A 22903-nucleotide genomic window follows, 5' to 3' on the forward strand; every position below is an offset into this window, starting at 1 on the left:
CCAGGGAAGTTGCCCCATGAACCTGAAAGCAAGCAAAGGAGTTGTCATCCTACTGATTGCCCTGTGGGCGCAAGCTACGTTGGCGCTGGACGCTACCGGCTCTGATGGCGGCCCACCGGACCTCTCGCCCGACGGCCAAATCACGGTGGACCCGGTACAGGCTCCGAGTGCAGAACCCGTCCCGGCCCTGAAGAACGTTGAGATCAGGAACAACAGCGCGGTCAATGTATTTGTGGTTCAGAAAGGGCTCAAAGAAACGCTCGCCCCTAAGCAGACCCTCGAACGAGATATGTCTCAATACCCCGTGTCAATAACACCCGCCGACAAAGAAAACAGCTTGAAGTACGTCACGGCAATCGGAAAAACGAAAAACTGCCAACAAGACCTTTGCCTGATTGTTCAGTAAAACCAACAACCACAGACGTAAAAAAGGGCCACTGCACTGGCAGCGGCCCTCCGAGAAGATCGGCGAAAAACTCAGGAAGACAGGTAAGACGAACGCGTCAGCCCCAACCGCAACGCATCCAGAAACTGGGTACGCTCACTGGCACTGATCTTCGCGCTCGCGCACTTGTCGCGGTAATGCGTCATCAACTCCTCCGGCGACAAGTGCACATAGCGCAGCATGTCTTCGATGGTGTCGTGGGTCTCGATACCGGCGCTGAACACCGATCCGTCTTCACGCTGGTAGATGTTCACCGAGTCGGTATCGCCGAACAGGTTGTGCATGTCGCCGAGAATTTCCTGATAGGCGCCCACCAGGAAGATCCCCAGCAGATAATCTTCGCCTTCGTTCAATGCATGTACCGGCAGGCTGGTCTCGATGCTCTGCTCGTCGACGTATTGCTTGATCTTGCCGTCGGAGTCGCAGGTCAGATCCTGCAACACCGCGCGGCGCAGCGGCTCTTCGTCGAGGCGATGCAGGGGCAGGATCGGCAGCACCTGGCCTATCGCCCAGGTATCCGGCAGGCTCTGGAACACCGAGAAGTTGCAGATGTACTTGTCAGCCAGCTTGTCGTTGAGTTCGTCCAGCACCTGGCGGTGCGAGCGCTGGCGGGCCTTGAGCGAGTTGTGCAGGCGGCGGCACACGGCGAAGTAGCATTGTTCGGCCAGGGCTTTTTCTGCCAGGGTCAGCTTGCCGTCGGCGTACTGGGTGGCCACGTCGCTCATGTAGTGGGTGGCGCGCCAGTAGGTTTCGGTGACCATCTCGATGTCGGTCGGGCCCAGCAGGTCCACCAGCCATTGCACGGTTTCCGGCAGGCTGTCCTTGTTTTCGATCTGCGGCATTTCGTCGTTGTGCTTCTCGACGTCGGTCACCTGCACCACCAGCATGGCGTGGTGGGCGGTCAGGGAGCGGCCGCTTTCGGAGAAGATGTGCGGATGCGGCAGGCTCTGCGCGTCGCAGAATTCCTTGAGCATGCCCACGACGACGCCGGCGTAGTCGTCCATGTCGTAGTTGATAGAGCTGGCATTACGCGAGTGGGTGCCGTCGTAATCCACGCCCAGGCCACCGCCCACGTCGATGTGGTCCACCGGGAGGCCGAGGTTGCGCAGTTCGCCGTAGTAACGAATGGCTTCCTTGAACCCGTGCTGGTAGTCGGCCAGGTTGGCGATCTGCGAGCCCATATGGAAGTGCAACAGGCGGATGCCCTGGTCCAGGCCGGCCGCACGGAAGCGCTCGACCACCGACAGCAATTGCGCCGCCGACAGGCCGAACTTGGACTTCTCGCCACCGGTGTCCGCCCACTTGCTCGACGCCAGGGACGACAAGCGCACCCGCAGGCCGACCTGAGGCTTGACCTTGAGGCTGGCGGCCTCTTGGATCACCAGCCCGACTTCGGACTCTTTCTCGATCACGATAAACACGTTGTGGCCGAGCTTCTGGCCCATCAGCGCCAGACGGATGAACTCACGGTCCTTGTAACCGTTGCAGACGATGGTGCCGCCCTTCGGCGCCAGGGCCAGCACGGCCAGCAGCTCAGGCTTGGAGCCGGCTTCCAGGCCGATGGACACGTCCTGGGTGGCGATGATGTTTTCGATCACCGCCTCCTGCTGGTTCACCTTGATCGGGTACAGCGCGGTGTACTTGCTCTGGTATTCCAGGCGCTCGATGTTGGCGTCGAAGGCACCGGTCAATTGACGCACGCGGTCTTGCAGGATGTCGGGAAAACGCACCAGCAGCGGCAGGGACAGGCCGCTTTTGCGCAGCGCATCCACTTGTTCGTAAAGGTCGACAGGTGTGCTGCTCGGGCCGTTCGGACGGACTTCAACGCGACCGGCATCATTGATCGCGAAATACCCGGCCCCCCAATGGCGAATCCCGTAAACACTGCGGCTGTCCGCAACTGTCCATTGGCTGCCATCGTCTTTGCGTGTGCGTCGTACGGACATCGAAGTCCCCTATAAATGAAGGCGAAAGCGCCACCCCTCGTTCGAGGCAGGCGCAGTCTAAAGAATGAAAATGACGATTTGCCTGTAAGGGAGGTAGACCCCACTCGCAGGACAGAGTTTAGACACAGGTTGGGAAGAGGCTTTCAGCCGCCGGACTTCTTGGCCTTGTAACCGCGCTTGATCAGCTCGGCCAACAGCAACTCGACGTGATCGCCCTGGATCTCGATGACGCCGTCTTTCAACGCGCCACCGGTGCCACAGCGTTTTTTCAGCGCGGTGGCGAGCTCCTTCAGGGCGTCTTCGGCCAGGGGCACGCCGGTGATGGTGGTCACCGTCTTGCCGCCACGGCCTTTGCTCTCGCGGCGCACGCGGGCAATGCCGTCGCCTTCGGGGATCAGGGTCTGTTTGCAGGTACACGAATCCACGGGCTGACGACAGTCCGGGCAGTGTCGACCTGCGTCGGTGGAAAATACCAGGCCACCAAGGGCGGCGAAGGATGCGGCTTTTTTGGCCACCGGCAATCCTCTTGGGAGGACAAAGACTGATCGGCACCCGCAAAGGGGAATGACCGACCGCGAAGCCCCACTCAGGCAGGGGCAGCGCTACCGAACCAACAATGTCATGGTTCCCACAGGAATCACGGGGTGGAACACGGGTGGTTCGGGTGAAAAGTCGCGCAGTGTAACGACAAAAAGCTCACTTGCTAAGAGCCAAATAGCGCCAATTCATGCAACTTTAGCGACGCAAGGCCAGATAGCGCCGCAAGCCCTCTTGGGCGTCCGGACAGTAAGGCTTTTGTCCGGCCTCCTGCAGCACCTGTTCAATCGGTAAAAAGCGCGCTTCCATGACTTCTTCGGGCTGCAGCCGCAGCGGTCCATCCCAGATGGCGGAATAGGATCTGCACCACAGCCGGCTGTTGCCATCCTCAAAGTAGAAGTGGTCATGTTCGGTCAGTTCCACACCGTCGACACCCAGTTCCTCTTCCAGCTCGCGGGCCGCCGACAGTGCATAGGACTCACCGGCCGCGACCATTCCACCGGCCGCCGTGTCCCAGAAACCGGGGTACAAGGCTTTGCTCAGTGTGCGCCGATGCACACACAGCAAACCCGCCGAATTGAACAGGAAGATAAACGTGCAGCGGCCGATAAGGCCGCGCTGGCGCAGGTCGGACCTGACCAGGTGGCCGAGCAGATTGTCCTGCTCGTCCACCCAGCAGATCAGTTCCGCATCAGAGGCTGCACGGTGCGCGGCCTCCTTTTGAGGGGTGTCCATCATCAACCCTGGTTGAGCAGTTGACGCAAATCGATCACCGCCGCGTTGGCCCGGGAAATGTAGTTGGCCATCACCAACGAGTGGTTGGCCAATATGCCAAAGCCGCTGCCGTTGAGGATCATCGGGCTCCACACCGGCTCCTGGGACGCCTCCAGCTCACGAATGATCTGGCGCACGCTGACGGTGGCGTTCTTCTTGGCCAGCACGTCGGCAAAATCGACTTCGATGGCGCGCAGCAGATGGGACAAGGCCCAGGCCTGGCCACGGGCTTCATAGAACACGTTGTCGATCTGCATCCATGGGGTTTCCACCACTTCTTCGTCGAGCTGCGGCACTTCACCCGGCGCCAGCGCTTCGGTTTTCAGTGAGGTGTTCAGCTTGACCCGGCCAACGCTGGCCGACAGACGTTGCGACAACGAACCCAGGCGCGTGGCGACATCGCCCAGCCAGTTGTTGAGGTTATCGGCGCGCGCATAGAACAAGGCGCCGCGCTGGTTCGGGTCGGACAGGCGGGCCTCATAGCGGCTCAGGGAGTTGATACCTTCCTGGTACTCCGACTCACTGGAAGGCAGCACCCAGCTCTTGTTGTCGAAGTTGAAACGCGGCTCGGCCTTGGCCAGGTCCGAGTCTTCCGCCGACTGCGACTGGGAACGGGCGAAGTCTTTACGCAGGGCGCGGGTCAGGTCGCGCACCTGCACCAGCACGCCGTATTCCCAGCTCGGCATGTTGTCCATCCACAGGCCTGGCGGGAAACGGTCGTTGGAAATATAGCCACCGGGCTTGTTCAGCAAGGTGCCGGCCACGGTCTTGAGGGTTTCCACGGTGGTGTAGCCCACCACCATCGGCTTGCCTTCCTTCTCGGCGGCAAGCTGGGCGTTCTGCTGGACCGGGAACAGCGCCGGCTCTTCGCTCCAGTACCAGCCCAGGGCACCAGTGACCAACAGGTACAGGCCAATCACGCTGAGCAAGGCTCGGCTCTTCAGTAATGTACGAAAATAGCCGCGGTTGGCCGACTTGGGCTCGGGCGCGGGGCCTTTGGCACTGCCTGCACGGTTTTTCCAGTCCAGCATGGCGATATCCTTTCAATCACTTGAGTTCATGCACTTCAATTGACGGCGTGCGTTCAAGCACTCCGACCACAACCCTACCCCATCGTGCCCGCCGACGCGGTGCTTTTCATCAAAGCGGCGCAGCCGGGAGGTTCGACTATAAGGGATGCACAGTTTTTCCGCTGCGCGACCAATGGGTCAATAACTGAATACCCGCTCTGGACAGTTAATTGATATATGACACTCCCCCTATGGAAAAGAGGTGCTAGCATACAGCCACCAGTCGACCTCAGCATGCTCCCTCACTAGTAGTCAGGATATGACCGAGCCAGAAGACCCCAGCCGTGAGCGCCTCAAGCAGCACTTTGCCCAGCGGGTAATTCATCAGGCACGTCAAATTCTTGAGATCTGGCAGCGCCTGCAACGCAGCGAATGGTCCAGCACCGACCTTTCCGAGCTCAGCGAAGCCAACGTGCGCCTGCTGCGCTTTGCCGAGCGCTTCGAACAGCCCGAACACAGCCAGTTGGCGCAGCACATCGGCGAATCCCTCAAGGCGGTGGACGATAATCGCGGCCGCCTGAGCAGCCATCTGATCACCGAACTCAACCGCTTGATGCAGCGCCTGTCCCGCACCGGCCTGCGCCAGGGCGATCAGCTGGAACAAACCTTCCTGCCGCCGATGCGCAAGCCGATCTACGTGATGCTCGACGATTACGAACGCGCCGAACGGCTGGCCAAGCAGTTGGAGTTCTTTGGCATGAGCGCCCAGCCTCTGGCCAGCGTCGAGGCGTTTCGTGCATGCATGGCCGAGCGCCTGCCGTCGGCGATTGTGATGGACGTGGATTTCTGCGGCACCGGCCTTGGCCTCATGCTCGCCGCAGAAGCCCAGGACGGCCTGGAGCAACGACTGCCGTTGCTGTTTTTCAGCCTGCACGAAACCGACACCCCCACTCGACTCGCCGCCGTGCGCGCCGGCGGCCAGGAATTCCTCACCGGTACGCTGGAAGCGTCCAGCCTGTTGGAAAAGATCGAAGTGCTGACCTGCGTCGCGCAGTACGATCCCTACAAAGTGTTGATCATCGACGACTCGCGGGCCCAGGCGCTGCATACCGAGCGGCTGCTCAACAGCGCCGGCATCATCACCCGGACCTTGATCGAACCGATCCAGGCCATGGCCGAGCTGGCGGATTTCCAGCCCGACCTGATCATCCTCGACATGTACATGCCAGCCTGTACCGGCACTGAACTGGCCAAGGTGATTCGCCACAATGATCGCTACGTCAGCGTGCCGATCATCTACCTGTCGGCCGAAGACGACCTGGATAAACAACTGGACGCCATGAGCGAAGGCGGCGACGACTTCCTCACCAAGCCGATCAAGCCGCGCCACCTGATCACCACCGTGCGCAACCGCGCGGCCCGCGCGCGCAACCTCAAGGCGCGGATGGTGCGCGACAGCCTGACCGGGCTGTACAACCACACCCATATCCTGCAATTGCTCGAAGACTGCAGCTTTCGCTCACGTCGCGAAAACAAGCCGCTGAGCTTTGCCATGCTCGATATCGACCACTTCAAGCGGGTCAACGACAGCCACGGCCACCCCATGGGCGACCGGGTGATCAAGAGCCTGGCGCTGTTTCTCAAGCAGCGCTTGCGCAAGACCGACTACATCGGGCGCTACGGCGGTGAAGAATTCGCGATTGTGATGCCCGACACCGACTTGGAATCGGCCTGCCGCGTGCTGGACGAAATTCGCGGGCGCTTTGCCGAAATTCACTACCCGGCCCAGCCCGAGGACTTGTGGTGCACCTTCAGCGCCGGCGTGGCGGAGCTGTGCGACGAGTCCGACAGCCTGATGATGGCCGCCGAAGCCGACGAAGCGCTGTACCGCGCCAAGGATGCCGGACGCAATCGCGTGCAAGCCGCGCGCACGTCAAAGCAAAGTGCCATCTTTTCACCGGATTCCACTGATTCCGTCATAACTTTGTAACGCAAACGCAATAACTTCAGGCACTTACCCTTTGCTGTCGGTTGAAATTCCGCATGCGCCTGAAGCTGCTGACCAATCTCAATACCCTCCTGCTGGTGGCCGTCTGCCTGGCCCTTGGGGCCACGCTCTGGTGGTCGCAACGCGCGCTGGAGCAGCCTTACTTGCTGATGGAGCGCTACCTGGGCCTGTCGCAGACCTTCCAGAATCAGGCAGCACGCAATATCGACGACTACCTGGCCAGCGGCGATGCACTGCGCTTGAGCAGCGCCAGCCAGAGCCTGGAAAGCCTGTTGCAGCACCTGGACGAATTGCCCGCCGATCTGGCCCGTAACCTGCGTCCCAGCCTGACGGACCTGGATACCTTCAGCAAAACCGAACTGCTCGCGGCCGGCAAGCTGGCGGGCGACCCGCAAGCGCTGTTGCTGCAAGCCGAGCGTGAACTGGGCGCGAACCTGGAGCAACTGAGCCAATACGCCATCGGCGTCAACTCCGCGCAAGCGGCGCGCTACCTGCCGCCGCTGCTGGCAGCGTCCCAGCACCTGGGCAAGTTGTCCCTGGCCCGCGACAAGCTGGTGAGCAGCGGGCGCGCGGAACTGGCCGACGATGTCGAGCGCGAAGTCAGCAATATCCGCAGCCAGGCCGATCAGTTGGAGCAACTGCCATTGCTCGGCGTGAAGACCAGCGCCGAGTCCGGCGCCGACGACTTTTCCGCACTGATGGGCCTGGAAAACACCGAAAAAACCGAAGCCCAGGACACCGGCGTCGACCTCAAGCGCGAACTCAACACCCTGCTCACCCGCTACCCTGCCGAACTCAAGCGCACCCGCGAACAGATCCAGCAACGCGCCGACCTGGCCGCGAGCACCCACCTGAAAATCGCCGCCGTGCAACAGGCGATCGCCAGCCTCGAGCCGGTAGTGCGTGCCCAGCACGGCAAAATCCAGGGCGAAGTGCGCCTGATGCAAGGGGTGATGATCGGCCTGATCCTGCTGATCGCCCTGCTGATCGACACGCTCCAGCGCCGCCTGGCACGGGTGCTGACCAATCTGGCGCCGGCCTTGTCGACCTGGGCCGAAGGCGACTTCAGCCAGTCGATCGCCCTGGGCAAGACCAACCGCGAACTGCGCGACATCGAAGCGTCCCTCAACCGTTTGCGCGCCTATCTGGTGGACCTGGTGGGCACCATTCGCGGCAATGCCGAAGAAGTGGCCGGCAGCAGCCGTGCCCTGGCCGAACTGAGCAGCGGCCTGCACGACGGCGCCGAACGTCAGGCCGGGGATACCGCACAGATTCGCGACTCCCTGGGTGAACTGGAAGCGACCATCCAGCAAGTGGCCGGCGATGCCAGCCAGGCCGCCGGGGCCAGTCGCAGTGCCGGCCAGGCGGTGGAGCAAGGTCAGCGGGTGATCGGCCTGAGCCTGACCGGGCTGTACGCGCTGGTGGGTGAAGTGCAGCAAAATGCGCAGATGATCGAAAAACTCGCCGAAGAATCCGCCACCATTGGCGGCGTGTTGACGGTGATCCGCGCGATTGCCGACCAGACCAACCTGCTGGCGCTCAACGCGGCGATTGAAGCCGCCCGCGCCGGTGAAGCCGGGCGTGGCTTTGCCGTGGTCGCCGACGAAGTACGCTCCCTGGCCCAGCGCACCGCCGGCGCCACCGCCGAAATCCAGGGCCTGATCGCCGGCCTGCAAAGCGCCGCCCACCAATCGGTGGAAGGCATGCGCGCCCAGGTCGAACACGCCGAAGCCACCGCCCAGCAAGCACAAGCGGCCGACGGCGCGCTGGATGAAATCGTCGGCGCGATCCAGACCATTTCCGACACCGCCGTGCGCATCGCCGATGTGACCGCGCAGCAAAGCGGCGCCGTCAGTGAAATTCGCGACAACAGCGAGCGCATCCACCGGTTGGGCGAGGACAACCTGCTGCGTATCGGCCAGGGCCGCAGCCAGGGCGAGCATCTGCTGGTACTGGGCGGGCAACTCAACACCGCCGTGCAGGCCTTCCGCGTCTGACCCCCACGAAGATCAACGGTAGGCGCTGGCCTGCATCGATCTCGAGACGGTGTTGCCAATGACTGGATTCAGACTCTCAGTCACAAATTTCGCGCAATCCTCGCTAATCGTGCCGCCTACTGCATAGAACTGGACAGTCATAAAGGCTTTGCGGCATAGTCGCCGGGTTCTGCCGTACCCACATCAAAAACAAGGAACAGCCGATGGCGACCTTACTGGTTCTTCACGGACCCAACCTGAACCTGCTCGGCACCCGCGAACCGGGCGTCTACGGGGCAGTGACCCTGGAACAGATCAACCTCGATCTGGAGCGACGGGCTCGTGAAGCCGGCCACCATTTGCTCTACCTGCAAAGCAATGCCGAGTACGAATTGATTGATCGCATCCATGCCGCGCGCGGCGAAGGCGTGGACTTTATCCTGATCAATCCCGCCGCTTTTACGCACACAAGTGTTGCATTACGTGACGCGCTGCTGGCGGTGAGCATCCCATTCATCGAAGTGCATTTGTCCAACGTGCACAAACGCGAACCTTTCCGCCATCACTCTTACTTCTCCGACGTAGCGGTAGGAGTGATCTGCGGCCTTGGCGCCAGCGGTTACCGACTGGCCCTGGAGGCCGCCCTGGAACAGCTTGAAGAACAGGCCAAGCGCCCCTGACCGACCCTTGGGAGTTGATGATTCATGGATATCCGTAAAGTTAAGAAACTGATCGAACTGCTGGAAGAATCCGGTATCGACGAGCTGGAAATCAAGGAAGGCGAAGAGTCCGTACGGATCAGCCGCCACAGCAAGACCCCGGCACAGCAGTTCTACGCACCTCAAATGCAAGCGCCGGCACCTGCTGCCGCTCCGGCCGCAGCACCTGCTGCCGCTGCTGCGCCTGCCGCACCGGCCGCGCCAGTGCTGAACGGCTTCGTGGTCAAGTCGCCAATGGTCGGTACCTTCTACCGCACCCCGGCACCGACCTCGCCAGCCTTCGTTGAAGTGGGCCAGACCGTGAAAGTGGGCGACACCATCTGCATCGTCGAAGCGATGAAAATGATGAACCACATCACCGCTGAAAAAGCCGGCGTCATCGAATCCATCCTGGTGGAAAACGGTCAGCCGGTTGAGTACGACCAGCCGCTGTTCACCATCGTTTGAACCGCGGAGCGCCTTCGATGTTGAAACCTGCGAAGAAACTGCAAAAAGTCCTGATCGCCAACCGCGGCGAGATCGCGCTGCGGATCCTGCGCGCCTGTAAGGAAGAGGGCATCAAGACCGTCGCTGTTTACTCGACGGCCGATACTGAATTGATGCACGTGAAACTGGCGGACGAAAGCATCTGCATCGGCCCGCCACTGGCTGCGAACTCGTACCTGAAAGTCTCGAACATCATCGCCGCGGCAGAAGTGACCGGCGCCGATGGCATCCACCCTGGCTACGGCTTCCTTGCGGAAAACGCCGACTTCGCCGAACAGGTGGAAAAATCCGGGTTCGCCTTCATCGGCCCGAAAGCCGAAACCATTCGCCTGATGGGCGACAAGGTCTCGGCCAAGGACGCCATGATCGCAGCCGGCGTGCCTACCGTTCCTGGTTCCGACGGCCCGCTGCCTGAAGACGAGGCAACCGCCCTGCGCATCGGTCGCGAAGTCGGTTACCCGGTGATCATCAAGGCCGCCGGTGGCGGTGGTGGTCGCGGCATGCGCGTGGTGCACAAGGAAGAAGACCTGATCGAAGCGGCCAAGCAGACGCGCTCCGAAGCGGCTGCCTGGTTCGGCAACCCGATGGTCTACCTGGAGAAGTACCTGACCAACCCACGTCACGTGGAAGTGCAGGTACTGTCCGACGGCCAGGGCCACGCCATCCACCTGGGCGACCGCGATTGCTCGCTGCAACGTCGTCACCAGAAGGTGCTGGAAGAAGCACCGGCACCGGGCCTCGACGAGAAAGCCCGCGAAGAAGTGCTGGCGCGTTGCGTCAAGGCGTGCATCGACATCAACTACCGTGGCGCCGGCACCTTCGAGTTCCTCTATGAGAACGGTCGTTTCTACTTCATCGAGATGAACACTCGCGTGCAGGTGGAACACCCGGTTTCGGAGATGGTCACCGGTATCGACATCGTCAAGGAGATGCTGAGCATCGCCGCCGGTAACGAGCTGTCCTTCACCCAGGACGACGTGAAGATCCACGGCCACTCCCTGGAGTGCCGGATCAACGCCGAAGACCCGAAAACCTTTATCCCGAGTCCAGGCCTGGTCAAGCATTTCCATGCACCGGGCGGCAACGGCGTTCGCGTCGATTCGCACCTGTACAGCGGCTACAAGGTTCCGTCCAACTACGACTCGCTGATCGGCAAGCTGATCACCTGGGGCGCTACCCGCGACGAGGCCATGGCCCGCATGCGCAACGCCCTGGACGAAATCGTGGTCGACGGCATCAAGACCAACATCCCGCTGCATCGGGACCTGGTACGTGATGAAGGCTTCTGCGAAGGTGGTGTGAACATTCACTACCTGGAACACAAGCTGGCCAACCAGTAAGTGCTCCACCCAACAAAGCCGCCTTCGGGCGGTTTTGTTGTTTGTGCGCCCTCTATTTTGAAGATGTACACAGTCCAACTGTGGGGGCTTGCTCCCGATGGCGGCAGTTCAGCCACAGGTTAAGTTGGCTGACACACCGCTATCGGGAGCAAGTCCCTTCCCACATTTGACCGGTGCGCAGTCAGTAGTGTCGTCTTCTGCCCGCCGCTGGCGTAAACTTGCGCCCTTTCGCAGCCCCTCCCCGCTGCACACTCATTTTTTCAAAGGTGCCCGCCATGCCTTGGCTGCAAGTCCGTCTCGCCATCAGCCCAGAACAAGCCGAAACCTACGAAGACGCTTTCCTCGAAGTGGGCGCTGTCTCGGTGACCTTCATGGACGCCGAAGACCAACCGATCTTCGAGCCCGAACTCAACACCACCCCGCTGTGGTCCCACACCCACCTGCTGGCCCTGTTCGAGGACGGCACCGATGCCGCCAGCGTGCTGGCCCACATGGAACTGCTCACCGGCAGCCCGCTGCCCGAGCACCACAGCGAAATCATCGAAGACCAGGACTGGGAACGCAGCTGGATGGACAACTTCCAGCCCATGCGTTTCGGCCAGCGCCTGTGGATCGTACCGAGCTGGCACGCCGCCCCGGAACCCGACGCGGTCAACCTGCTGCTGGACCCGGGCCTGGCCTTCGGCACCGGCACCCACCCCACCACCGCACTGTGCCTGGAATGGCTGGACGGCCAGGACCTGACCGACAGCCATGTGCTGGACTTCGGTTGCGGCTCGGGCATCCTGGCGATTGCCGCCCTGCTGCTGGGCGCCAAGGAAGCCGTGGGCACGGACATCGACGTGCAAGCCCTGGAAGCCTCCCGCGATAACGCCGGGCGCAACAACATTCCCGAAGGCAAATTCCCGCTGTACCTGCCGGAGCAATTGCCCCAGGTGCAGGCCGATGTGCTGGTGGCCAATATCCTCGCCGGGCCGCTGGTGTCCCTGGCGCCGCAGTTGTCGAGGCTGGTCAAGCCGGGGGGCCGCCTGGCCCTGTCGGGCATCCTCGCCGAACAGGGAGAGGACGTGGCCGCCGCTTACGCCCAGGATTTCGAGCTGGACCCGATCGCTAACCGTGATGGCTGGGTACGCATCAGCGGGCGTCGGCGCTAGAATGAGCGCTTGCCTGAATCGGATGGCCGCATGACCGACAGTTTCGTCACCCAGTGCCCGCATTGCCAGACACGTTTTCGCGTCAACCACGCTCAGTTGAGCGTGGCGCGCGGCGTGGTGCGCTGCGGCTCCTGCCTGCAAGTGTTCAACGCCGCGCGCCAATTGCTGGAGCAACGCGCCCAGGCCCCCGCGCCGGAACCTGAACAGCAGGCCGCGCCCCCGGCGCCACGGACGATCAGCCAGAAACAGTGGGCCGCCGAAGCGCTGGACCTGGACAACCTCGACCTGGACGAGGAACTGGCCAAGCTGGAACGCCGCGAGATTCAGCACACCCAAACCACCGGTGTGGATCGTCGCCAACCCGGCTCCGATCGTCGACAAAAGGAAGAACCCCTCAGCGCCAGCCGCGACACGATCAAGGCCGAAGAGGAAAAGTGGGCGGCCAGCCTGTTCAGCGAACCGCCCGAAGAACGCGTTCAACCCGCCGAAAACGTCGCCGAACCGGCCAAAGCCCCTGCGACCAAACAGCGCACCGAACCGTCCATGTCGTTCCACACCGACGACATGGACGACGAACCACCGCTGCGCTCGACCCCGATCCCTGACGAACTCGACCTGCCTGTGACCCCCGTCGCCGACGCCGTGGACGAGCCCGAACCCGAAGAGCGCCCGCAACCCCGTCGCAAGCGCCCACGTGTCACCGCAGGCGTTCACGACGAAGTGCTGCAGGACCTGGAAGACGATCCGCTGCACCTCTACGCGCAGAAACGTCCGGCGGGCTGGGGCCGGCGCCTGATCTGGCTGTTGCTGGTGCTGATGGCCGCCGCGGGCCTGGCCGGCCAGTACATCGCCTACCAGTTCGACGACCTGGCCCGCCAGGACGCCTATCGCCCGTGGTTCCAGCAACTGTGCCCCACTCTGGGCTGCACGCTGCCGTCACGGGTCGATATCGCCCATATCAAGAGCAGCAACCTGGTGGTGCGCAGCCATCCGGAGTTCGCCGGCGCGCTGGTGGTGGATGCGATCATCTACAACCGTGCGACCTTCTCCCAGCCTTTCCCGCTGCTGGAGCTGCGTTTTGCCGATTTGAACGGCAACCTGATCGCCAGCCGTCGCTTCAAGCCGGCCGAATACCTCAGCGGTGAACTGGCCGGCGTGAGCGAAATGCCATCGCAGACCCCGATCCATATCTCCCTGGACATCCTCGACCCCGGCAATAAAGCCGTGAACTACAGCCTGAGCTTTCATTCGCCCGAGTGAATCGGTGCATGCCTCAGGGCGCTGAAGGGGGAATCCCGAGTGGACAACACGCAACCAAACCGGCGGCGATAAAGAAATAGCTGTTCAGATTTTATCCAATTCAGCCTTTATCCAGTCATCGAGAGCGGGTATCATGCCAACCCTTTTTCGAACTCTAATGATCCGGCCCCACAACAGGGAAGTCCTATGTCGGCGGTACGCATCGGCCCATACACATTGCAGAACGGCTTGATTCTCGCCCCGATGGCGGGCGTCACCGATCAGCCCTTTCGTCAGCTGTGCAAGCGCCTGGGCGCGGGTCTAGTAGTCTCGGAAATGGTCACCAGCGACATGAGCCTGTGGAACACCCGCAAATCGCGGATGCGCATGATCCACGAAGGTGATCCCGAGCCCCGCTCGGTACAGATCGCCGGTGGAGATGCCCAGATGCTGGCGGATGCGGCCCGGGCCAACGTGGAGTTGGGGGCGCAGATCATTGACATCAACATGGGCTGCCCGGCCAAGAAGGTCTGTAACAAGGCCGCCGGTTCCGCGCTGTTGAAGGATGAGCAGTTGGTCGCCGAGATCCTGCAGGCCGTTGTCGCCGCAGTCGATGTGCCGGTGACCCTGAAGATCCGTACCGGTTGGGACCGGGACAACAAGAATGGCCTGACGGTGGCGAAGATCGCCGAACAGGCGGGCATTACAGCGCTGGCGGTGCATGGCCGCACCCGCGCCGATCTGTACACCGGTGAAGCCGAGTACGACACCATTGCCGCGATCAAGCAGGCGGTGTCGATGCCAGTGTTTGCCAATGGCGACATCGATTCTGCCGAGAAAGCCCGGCGCGTGCTGCACGCCACCGGCGCCGATGGCCTGTTGATTGGCCGGGCTGCCCAGGGGCGGCCATGGATTTTCCGTGAGATCGAGCACTTCCTGCGTACCGGCCAGATCCTGCCGGCACCGGAGCTGGTCGAAGTGGAACGTATTCTGCTAGAGCATCTGGCCGCCCTGCACGCCTTCTATGGCGACGTGATGGGAGTACGCATTGCTCGCAAGCATGTCGGCTGGTATCTCGCAACCCTGCCGGGCGCCAGGGAGTTTCGCGCCCACTTCAATCGTTTGGATGATACGGAAGCACAGTGCGCCAACGTTCGTGAGTTCTTCGACGAACGTTACAAGAGCCTGGTGACAGGGGACGGAGAGGGGGTGGCCGCATGACGATGATGACCGAGACTTTAGTGAGTGGAACAACACCCGTGAGCGACAACGTCAATTTGAAACAGCACCTCAACACGCCGAGCGAAGAAGGCCAGACCCTTCGCGGGAGTGTCGAGAAGGCGCTGCACAATTATTTCGCCCACCTTGAGGGCGCTTCCGTCACGGACGTGTACAACCTCGTGCTCTCGGAAGTCGAGGCGCCCTTGCTCGAAAGCGTGATGAACTACGTCAAGGGCAACCAGACCAAAGCCAGTGAGCTGCTGGGCCTCAACCGTGGCACCTTGCGCAAGAAGCTCAAACAATACGATTTGCTGTAAGCATTCAATCCAACCAGAAAGGCGCCCGCGTAAAAACGGTCGCCTTTTTTGCTGACTCCTTTGCTTTTGATGGAAATTGAAATGACCGACCAGACTACCCGCCTGCCGATCCGCCGTGCCTTGATCAGTGTGTCCGACAAGACCGGCATCCTCGAATTTGCCCGTGGGCTGGAAGCCCTGGGCGTGGAAATCCTCTCCACGGGCGGGACTTTCAAACTGCTGCAGGACAACGGCGTGGCCGCAGTGGAAGTGGCGGACTACACCGGTTTCGCGGAAATGATGGACGGTCGGGTCAAGACCCTGCACCCGAAAATCCACGGCGGCATCCTCGGCCGTCGCGGTATCGACGACGCCATCATGACCGAACACGGCATCAAGCCGATCGACCTGGTGGCGGTCAACCTCTACCCGTTCGAAGCCACCATCAACAAGCCCGGCTGCGACCTGCCGACCGCCATCGAAAATATCGATATCGGCGGCCCGACCATGGTGCGCTCGGCGGCCAAGAACCACAAAGACGTGGCCATCGTGGTCAACACCAGTGACTACGGCCAAGTGCTGGAAAACCTGAAAGCCGGTGGCCTGACCTACGCCCAGCGCTTCGGCCTGATGCTCAAGGCGTTCGAGCACACCGCCGCCTACGACGGCATGATCGCCAACTACATGGGCACCGTGAACCAGGCCGCCGAGACCCTCAGCACCGAAGGTCGCAGCCAGTTCCCGCACACGTTCAACAGCCAGTTCATCAAGGCCCAGGAAATGCGCTACGGCGAGAACCCGCACCAGAGCGCGGCGTTCTACGTGGAAGCCAAGCCGGCCGAAGTCGGCATCGCCACCGCGACCCAACTGCAAGGCAAAGAGCTGTCCTACAACAACGTGGCCGATACCGACGCCGCGCTGGAATGCGTGAAGAGCTTCGTCAAGCCGGCCTGCGTGATCGTCAAGCACGCCAACCCGTGCGGCGTGGCCGTGAGCCCGGACGCTGAAGGCGGTATCCGCCAGGCCTACGAACTGGCCTACGCCACCGATACCGAATCGGCCTTCGGCGGCATCATCGCCTTCAACCGCGAACTGGACGCCGAGACCGCCAAGGCCATCGTCGAGCGTCAGTTCGTCGAAGTGATCATCGCCCCGACCGTCAGCGCCGAAGCCCGCGCCATCGTCGCGGCCAAAGCCAACGTGCGCCTGCTGGCCTGCGGTGAGTGGTCCGCCGAACGTGCCGCTGCCTGGGACTACAAGCGCGTCAACGGCGGCTTGCTGGTACAGAGCCGCGACATCGGCATGATCACCAGCGCCGACCTGAAAGTAGTGACCAAACGCGCACCGACCGAGCAAGAGATCAACGACCTGATCTTCGCCTGGAAAGTGGCCAAGTACGTCAAGTCCAACGCCATCGTCTACGCCAAGAACCGCCAGACCATCGGTGTCGGCGCAGGCCAGATGAGCCGCGTGAACTCGGCGCGTATCGCCGCGATCAAGGCCGAGCACGCCGGCTTGCAGGTCGCCGGTTCGGTGATGGCATCCGATGCGTTCTTCCCGTTCCGTGACGGCCTGGACAATGCCGCGAAAGCGGGCGTGACTGCGGTGATCCAACCGGGCGGCTCGATGCGTGATGCCGAAGTGATTGCCGCGGCGGATGAGGCCGGCATCGCCATGGTCTTCACCGGCATGCGCCACTTCCGCCACTAAACAGCACCGCTTCCCGACTGTAGGAGCGAGCTTGCTCGCCAAAAGCTCAAAAACGCCACGGGGTGTCAGGTTTCCCTCGTTATCGTTGACGACCTTCGCGAGCAAGCCCGCTCCTACAGGGAAGCACAGCGTTTCTCAGAGGTTTTTGAAATGAATGTTTTGATCATTGGCAGCGGTGGCCGTGAACACGCCCTGGCCTGGAAAGTTGCCCAGGACCCACGCGTCCAGAAAGTCTTCGTCGCCCCCGGCAACGCCGGTACCGCCATTGAAGCCAAGTGCGAGAACGTCGCTATCGACGTGCTGGCCCTTGAGCAACTGGCGGACTTCGCCGAGAAGAACGTCTCCCTGACCATCGTCGGCCCGGAAGTGCCGCTGGTGGCCGGCGTGGTGGACCTGTTCCGCAGCCGTGGCCTGGATTGCTTCGGCCCGACCGCCGGCGCGGCCCAGCTGGAAGGCTCCAAGGCATTCACCAAGGACTTCCTGGCGCGCCACAAGATCCCCACCGCCGACTACCAGAACTTCACCGAGATCGAGCCGGCCCTGGCTTACCTGCGTGAAAAAGGTGCGCCGATCGTGATCAAGGCCGATGGCCTGGCGGCCGGTAAAGGCGTGATCGTCGCCATGACCCTGCAGGAAGCCGAAGACGCCGTGCGCGACATGCTCGCCGGCAATGCCTTTGGTGACGCCGGTTCGCGCGTGGTCATCGAAGAATTCCTCGACGGCGAAGAAGCCAGCTTTATCGTGATGGTCGACGGCAAGAACGTGCTGCCGATGGCCACCAGCCAGGACCACAAACGCGTCGGCGACGCCGACACTGGCCCGAACACCGGCGGCATGGGGGCTTACTCCCCGGCGCCAGTGGTGACCAGCGAAGTGCACCAGCGCGTCATGGACCTGGTGATCTGGCCGACCGTGCGCGGCATGGCCGACGAAGGCAACGTCTACACCGGTTTCCTGTATGCCGGCCTGATGATCGACAAAGCCGGTAACCCCAAAGTCATCGAGTTCAACTGCCGCTTCGGCGACCCAGAAACCCAACCGGTGATGCTGCGCCTGCAGTCGAGCCTGGTGCTGCTGGTGGAAGCCGCACTGGCCCAGGCCCTGGACAAGGTTGAAGCCCAGTGGGACCCACGTCCGAGCGTCGGCGTCGTGCTGGCGGCCGGCGGCTACCCTGCCGACTACGCCAAGGGTGATGTGATCGAGGGCCTGGACGCGGCCGCCAAGCTGGAAGGCAAGGTCTTCCACGCAGGCACCGCGCTCAAGGATGGCAAGGTCGTGACCGCCGGCGGCCGTGTGTTGTGCGCCACCGCGATGGGCGCCAGTGTCGACGCCGCGCAACAACAGGCGTACAAGCTGGCCGCGAGCATCGACTGGAAAGGCTGCTTCTACCGTAAAGACATCGGCTATCGCGCGATTGCACGCGAACGTGGCGAGACGGAGTAAGTCACCGTCCGTTCGGTCAGGCAAGGGCTTCTGGCCCTTGCCGTACTCATGCCACCCCGCGCATAGTTAACCCGTGCATCAACCTACGAAGGGATTTCGCCGTGCGCTGGCTCAGGATCGCCATAGGTTTCACTGTCAGTCTGTTCACACTGCTCTGCTTGTTACCGGCCCAGGCCGCGACGCAAGGCAGTGGCTGGGCGGTGCTGCTCGATGAACAGGCCGACCTGCAACTGAGCGACATCCGTTCCTCCCGCTACACCAATCAATTCAGCCCCACCGAACTGGACCGGATTACCGCCGCGGAACCGGACGGCGCGCTGTGGATACGTTTCAAACTGCAACCCGGCAAGCACGAACAAGTGCTGCAAGTATTCGCCCCCGACCTGTCGCAACTGAACCTCTACGTGCTCGACGGCGACACCCTGGTCGAACAACAAACCACCGGCACGCACCAGCCCCAGGCACAACGGCCCTTGCCCAGCAGCGACTTCATGCTGCCGATGCCCCAGAGCCCCAGGCCCCTCGATGTGTACCTGCGCCTGGTCTCGGACCACGAACTGCGCCCCTATATCACCCTCAGACCAGCCGTCCTCGCCGCCGCCGACCAGACCCAGACGCTGATCTACGGCCTGCTGTTCGGCTGCCTGATGATGCTGATCCTGCATAACCTCACGCGCTTCGCCTACCACCGCTCGCGCAGCAGCCTGTGGCTGGCGGCCTGTGAACTGCTGTTGATGCTCAGCCTGGCGTTGCTGCTCAACCTGGTGGGCCCATGGCTGCCGAACTGGCACGGAATCCAGACCCCCGGCGCCTACCTGGCACTGCTGCTCACCGCGCCGTGCGGGCTGATGTTCGCCTACCGTTTCTTCATGCCGCTGGGCCCGCACCCGCTGAACAAACTGCTGATGGCCGACATCCTGCTCATCGTGCTGAGTGGCCTGTTGCTGTTGTTCGTCAACACCCTGCCGCTGAACATCATGACCTACGTGCTGGTGGCGCTGGCCGGCTTGAGCATGCTGTTTGTCTCGACCTGTCACTGGCAAAAAGGCTACCGGCCGGCGCGTCTGTTCGTGGCGGCGATGGTGGTGTTCAACATCGGCACGCTGATCATCCTTCCGGCACTGCTTGGCCTGACGATGGTGTCGCCGCAAGGCTTGATCGTCACGTTGCTCGTCTTTGTCTGCATCAGCGGCCTGTTGATGAGCCTGGCCCTGGGCGAGCGGCAACGCGCCATTGTCGAGGCCCGCTTCAGCCTCAGCCGCGACCTGGCGGCCAGTAATGCCGAGATCGCCGCCAAGGCCGAGTTCCTGGCGAAGATCAGCCACGAGATCCGCACCCCCATGAACGGCGTGCTGGGCATGACCGAACTGCTGCTGGGCACGCCGCTGTCGGTCAATCAGCGCGACTACGTGCAAACCATCCACAGCGCCGGCAACGAACTGCTCACCCTGATCAACGAAATCCTCGACATCTCCAAGCTTGAATCCGGGCAGATCGAACTGGACGACGTGCAGTTCGACCTCAACGCGCTGATCGACGACTGCCTGAGCATCTACCGCGCCAAGGCCGAACAGCAGAACGTCGAGCTGATCAGCTTTATCCAGCCCCAGGTGCCCCGCGTGATCAGTGGCGACCCCACGCGCTTGCGCCAGGCGATGCTGAGCCTCTTGGAAAACGCCCTGCAAAAAACCGACGAAGGCGAAGTGCTGATCGTGGTCGCCCTGGATGACCGCAGCACCACGCCGCGCCTGCGCATCGCCGTGCAAGACAGTGGCATCCCGATGGAAGCCGCCGAGCGCGATGCGCTGCTGCACAGCGAACTGCACAGCAAGAACTTCCTCTCGGCCACGCGCTTGACCGGGCACCTGGGACTGGTCATTGCGCGCCAACTGATCCTGTTGATGAACGGCGAGTTCGGCATCAAGATCGGCGCCCAACAGGGCAGCACCCTGTGGCTGACACTGCCGCTGGACCCCGAACGCCTGGAGCACCCGACCTCCGACCTCGACGGCCCGCTCAAGGGTGCACGGGTACTGGTGGTGGACGACAACGACACCTGCCGCAAAGTGCTGGTGCAACAATGCAGCGCCTGGGGCCTGAACGTCAGCGCGGTGCCGTCGGGCAAGGAAGCCCTGGCGCTGCTGCGCACCAAGGCGCACTTGCGCGACTACTTCGACGTGGTGTTGCTGGACCAGAACATGCCCGGCATGACCGGCATGCAACTGGCAGCGAAGATCAAGGAAGACCCCAGCCTGAACCACGACATCCTGCTGATCATGCTCACCGGTATCAGCAACGCGCCGAGTAAGGTCATCGCGCGCAACTGTGGGATCAAACGCATCCTCGCCAAGCCGGTGGCCGGTTACACCCTCAAGACCACCCTGGCCGATGAACTGACCCAGCGCAACAAAGGCGGCACTCAACCGCGCCCGACACTCATCACGCCAGAGGCGATCACGGTGCCCAGCGACTTCCGCATCCTGGTGGCCGAAGACAACAGCATCTCCACCAAAGTGATCCGCGGCATGCTTGGCAAGCTCAACCTCAACCCGGATACCGCCAGCAACGGCGAGCAAGCGCTGGAGGCGATGAAGGCCCAGCGTTATGACCTGGTGCTGATGGACTGTGAAATGCCGATCCTCGATGGTTTCTCCGCCACCCAGCAACTGCGGGCGTGGGAAGTCAGCCATCAGCGCGTGCGCACGCCGGTGGTGGCGCTGACGGCGCATATCCTCTCGGAACACAAAGAGCGCGCGCGCCAGGCCGGGATGGATGGGCACATGGCCAAGCCGGTGGAATTGTCGCAGTTGCGTGAGCTGGTGGAATATTGGGTGGCCCAGCGTCAACCACGGCCCGAGCACGAACCCTCCTGACTTCAAATGCGCTCAAATGTGGCAGGGGAAATGTGGGAGGGGGCTTGCTCCCGATGGCGGTGGAACAGTTACAGATAAGCTGACTGTCACACGGCTATCGGGAGCAAGCCCCCTCCCACATTTGTTCTATCTCGCCTGTTAGACTCTGCACACTTTTACTGCCGCGAGCCGTCCCCATGCTCCACGTGTTATTCAGCGTTTACTTGAAGATGCTGGTGCTCTACAGCCCATTCTTCGTGCTGTCCTGCTTTATCAGCCTGACCCGCGGCTATTCCAGCAAGGAACGGCGACGCCTGGCCTGGAAAGTGGCGTTGGCGACCCTGGTCTCGAGCGTGTTGCTCTACCTGTTCGGCCGGGTGATCTTCAGCGTGTTCGGCATCACCGTAGACGCGTTCCGCATCGGCGCCGGCAGTGTGCTGTTCATTTCCGCCCTGGGCATGGCCCAAGGCAAGTCGGCGGTGCAGACCGACAACGTGCAGCAGGACGTGACCATCGTGCCGCTGACCATCCCCCTCACCGTCGGCCCCGGCACCATCGGGGCCCTGCTGGTGATGGGCGTCAGCCAGCCACACTGGGACGACAAGATCAGCGCCATCCTCAGCATTGCCCTGGCCAGCTTCACGGTCGGCGTGGTGCTGTACCTGTCCAACCGCATCGAACGCATTCTCGGCGACCAGGGCCTGCAAATTGTCAGCCGGCTGATGGGCTTGTTCGTGTGTGCCCTGGCCGCGCAAATCATCTTTACCGGGGTGCGCGGCTACCTGGTGCCTTAGATGCGATATTTGGCGATCGCCAATTGCACCTTATCGCCCGCGCTCTCACGCATCAACTGGATGGTTTTTTCGTTGACCACCGAGGTATTCAGCACCAGGCACGTCTGCCCGCTGAAGGCCTCGAACGAAGAACTGTCCCATTCCAGGAACGGCAGCCCGACCTGTTTGCTCACCCCCTGGGTGCTGTAAGTCACCAGCACCATGGTCAACTCTCCGTCCGTTTCGGCACAGGACGCCAGGCCGAAATCGCCGCCCTGGTGCACCGTGCTGTTGCGCTTGAACAGTTCGAACGTCGCCGGCTGTTGCTTTAACGCCTCCAGGGCATCGGCGGCCAGTTTCGGCAGCGCGCCGAGAATCGGCGCGGTCAGTGAGGTCGACGCCAGCATCGCCGCGATGAGATTCAGCGCCGCCAGTTGCACCGTCAGGCCCCTGCCCACATGGGAAACCCGCTCGAAGCGGCTGCGCACCGGCAGCCAACCCAGGCTGATCATCACCTTGATGAATTCGTCGTACCAGGCCTCGGTACCGCGCGAGATATTCAACACATCACTCACATAGCTGCTGGCCAGCAGATAGCTTTTGCGGATGTATTCGCGGTTCAGCCCCGACAACCCCTCGGCGAATGACATCACGCTGTTGTTGACCACCGCCGCGTTGCAATCGTCCTCCACATCCAGCGGCAGGGATGGCTGCGTGCCCGGCGCTCCCGGCAACTTGTAGGCGGCAATCAGCTTGCGCCTTTTCGTACTGCTGATCCTTCTGTGATGTCGCTCCATTTTCAGTTCTCCAAGCACCCCAACATGGGGCTCGCCTCCACACTAGTCCAGCCGCTGGCAGGCTTTCCATACGACAAACAAGCCTTGCCCGCGCCCGGCAAAACCCGCGGCCCAGCAACGACGCGGCGTGCCGGCGGGCGTTCCGGATTTCGTCGGGTAAAAAAGAAAAAGCCCCGG

18 protein-coding genes and 1 pseudogene are annotated in these 22903 nt (G+C 62.1%); 14 read left to right on the forward strand and 5 right to left on the reverse strand.

Annotation, left to right across the window (positions count from 1 at the left end; all coding sequences use genetic code 11):
* Positions 1 to 16 precede the first annotated feature (16 nt).
* The gene (locus BLR63_RS19420; protein WP_010563419.1) at positions 17 to 406 is read left to right on the forward strand and encodes a hypothetical protein; all 390 of its coding nucleotides are present in this window, start codon (positions 17 to 19) and stop codon (positions 404 to 406) included.
* A 71-nt stretch (positions 407 to 477) separates the two neighbouring features.
* On the opposite strand, the gene speA is transcribed toward BLR63_RS19420, so the two are convergent.
* The 4 genes from speA to BLR63_RS19440 all read right to left on the reverse strand — a co-directional run bounded on the left by speA (position 478) and on the right by BLR63_RS19440 (position 4733).
* Positions 478 to 2391, reverse strand: a complete 1914-nt coding sequence (gene speA, locus BLR63_RS19425; protein ID WP_010563418.1) for an arginine decarboxylase — start codon at positions 2389 to 2391, stop codon at positions 478 to 480.
* Between the two features lie 143 nt (positions 2392 to 2534).
* The gene (locus BLR63_RS19430; protein ID WP_010563417.1) at positions 2535 to 2906 is read right to left on the reverse strand and encodes a translation initiation factor Sui1; all 372 of its coding nucleotides are present in this window, start codon (positions 2904 to 2906) and stop codon (positions 2535 to 2537) included.
* Positions 2907 to 3126: 220 nt separating this feature from the next.
* On the reverse strand, positions 3127 to 3663 hold the full coding sequence (locus BLR63_RS19435; protein WP_010563416.1) for an NUDIX hydrolase: 537 nt from the start codon (positions 3661 to 3663) through the stop codon (positions 3127 to 3129).
* 2 nt (positions 3664 to 3665) lie between these two features.
* Positions 3666 to 4733 carry a DUF2333 family protein gene (locus BLR63_RS19440; protein WP_010563415.1) on the reverse strand — a complete coding sequence of 356 codons (1068 nt, stop codon included), beginning with the start codon at positions 4731 to 4733 and terminating at the stop codon, positions 3666 to 3668.
* 298 nt (positions 4734 to 5031) lie between these two features.
* Here BLR63_RS19440 and BLR63_RS19445 point away from each other — a divergent pair, with 298 nt between their 5' ends.
* The 13 genes and pseudogenes from BLR63_RS19445 (at position 5032) to BLR63_RS19505 (ending at position 21950) form a co-directional block, all read left to right on the forward strand.
* Positions 5032 to 6702, forward strand: a complete 1671-nt coding sequence (locus tag BLR63_RS19445) for a response regulator (RefSeq protein ID WP_010563414.1) — start codon at positions 5032 to 5034, stop codon at positions 6700 to 6702.
* A 1499-nt stretch (positions 6703 to 8201) separates the two neighbouring features.
* Positions 8202 to 8717: pseudogene (locus tag BLR63_RS32435) on the forward strand (methyl-accepting chemotaxis protein); the annotation flags it as partial.
* Positions 8718 to 8920: 203 nt separating this feature from the next.
* Positions 8921 to 9376, forward strand: a complete 456-nt coding sequence (aroQ, locus tag BLR63_RS19455) for a type II 3-dehydroquinate dehydratase (RefSeq protein WP_010563412.1) — start codon at positions 8921 to 8923, stop codon at positions 9374 to 9376.
* Between the two features lie 24 nt (positions 9377 to 9400).
* Entirely contained in the window at positions 9401 to 9862 is a 462-nt protein-coding gene (gene accB, locus BLR63_RS19460) for an acetyl-CoA carboxylase biotin carboxyl carrier protein (RefSeq protein ID WP_010563411.1), read from the forward strand.
* Between the two features lie 17 nt (positions 9863 to 9879).
* Positions 9880 to 11241: an acetyl-CoA carboxylase biotin carboxylase subunit gene (gene accC, locus BLR63_RS19465; RefSeq protein ID WP_010563410.1), complete on the forward strand. Its 1362-nt coding sequence runs from the start codon at positions 9880 to 9882 to the stop codon at positions 11239 to 11241.
* Positions 11242 to 11516: 275 nt separating this feature from the next.
* The gene (gene prmA / locus BLR63_RS19470; RefSeq protein WP_010563409.1) at positions 11517 to 12395 is read left to right on the forward strand and encodes a 50S ribosomal protein L11 methyltransferase; all 879 of its coding nucleotides are present in this window, start codon (positions 11517 to 11519) and stop codon (positions 12393 to 12395) included.
* Positions 12396 to 12425: 30 nt separating this feature from the next.
* Positions 12426 to 13655 carry a DUF3426 domain-containing protein gene (locus BLR63_RS19475; RefSeq protein WP_010563408.1) on the forward strand — a complete coding sequence of 410 codons (1230 nt, stop codon included), beginning with the start codon at positions 12426 to 12428 and terminating at the stop codon, positions 13653 to 13655.
* A gap of 186 nt (positions 13656 to 13841) precedes the next feature.
* Positions 13842 to 14855 carry a tRNA dihydrouridine synthase DusB gene (dusB, locus tag BLR63_RS19480; protein WP_010563407.1) on the forward strand — a complete coding sequence of 338 codons (1014 nt, stop codon included), beginning with the start codon at positions 13842 to 13844 and terminating at the stop codon, positions 14853 to 14855.
* The gene (fis, locus tag BLR63_RS19485) at positions 14852 to 15172 is read left to right on the forward strand and encodes a DNA-binding transcriptional regulator Fis (protein ID WP_002555375.1); all 321 of its coding nucleotides are present in this window, start codon (positions 14852 to 14854) and stop codon (positions 15170 to 15172) included. Before dusB ends, fis begins: the two co-directional genes overlap by 4 nt.
* 81 nt (positions 15173 to 15253) lie before the next feature.
* Entirely contained in the window at positions 15254 to 16861 is a 1608-nt protein-coding gene (gene purH / locus BLR63_RS19490) for a bifunctional phosphoribosylaminoimidazolecarboxamide formyltransferase/IMP cyclohydrolase (RefSeq protein ID WP_010563406.1), read from the forward strand.
* A 150-nt stretch (positions 16862 to 17011) separates the two neighbouring features.
* Positions 17012 to 18304 (forward strand): phosphoribosylamine--glycine ligase, encoded by a 1293-nt coding sequence (gene purD / locus BLR63_RS19495; protein WP_010563405.1) that lies wholly within the window; start codon positions 17012 to 17014, stop codon positions 18302 to 18304.
* A 101-nt stretch (positions 18305 to 18405) separates the two neighbouring features.
* Positions 18406 to 21177, forward strand: a complete 2772-nt coding sequence (locus BLR63_RS19500; RefSeq protein WP_010563404.1) for a hybrid sensor histidine kinase/response regulator — start codon at positions 18406 to 18408, stop codon at positions 21175 to 21177.
* 176 nt (positions 21178 to 21353) lie between these two features.
* Entirely contained in the window at positions 21354 to 21950 is a 597-nt protein-coding gene (locus BLR63_RS19505; protein WP_010563403.1) for a MarC family protein, read from the forward strand.
* On the opposite strand, the gene BLR63_RS19510 is transcribed toward BLR63_RS19505, so the two are convergent.
* Positions 21947 to 22726 (reverse strand): hypothetical protein, encoded by a 780-nt coding sequence (locus tag BLR63_RS19510; RefSeq protein ID WP_010563402.1) that lies wholly within the window; start codon positions 22724 to 22726, stop codon positions 21947 to 21949. The genes BLR63_RS19505 and BLR63_RS19510 overlap by 4 nt on opposite strands.
* Positions 22727 to 22903 lie beyond the last annotated feature (177 nt).

The organism is Pseudomonas extremaustralis (genome assembly GCF_900102035.1).
Lineage (GTDB): Bacteria > Pseudomonadota > Gammaproteobacteria > Pseudomonadales > Pseudomonadaceae > Aquipseudomonas > Aquipseudomonas extremaustralis.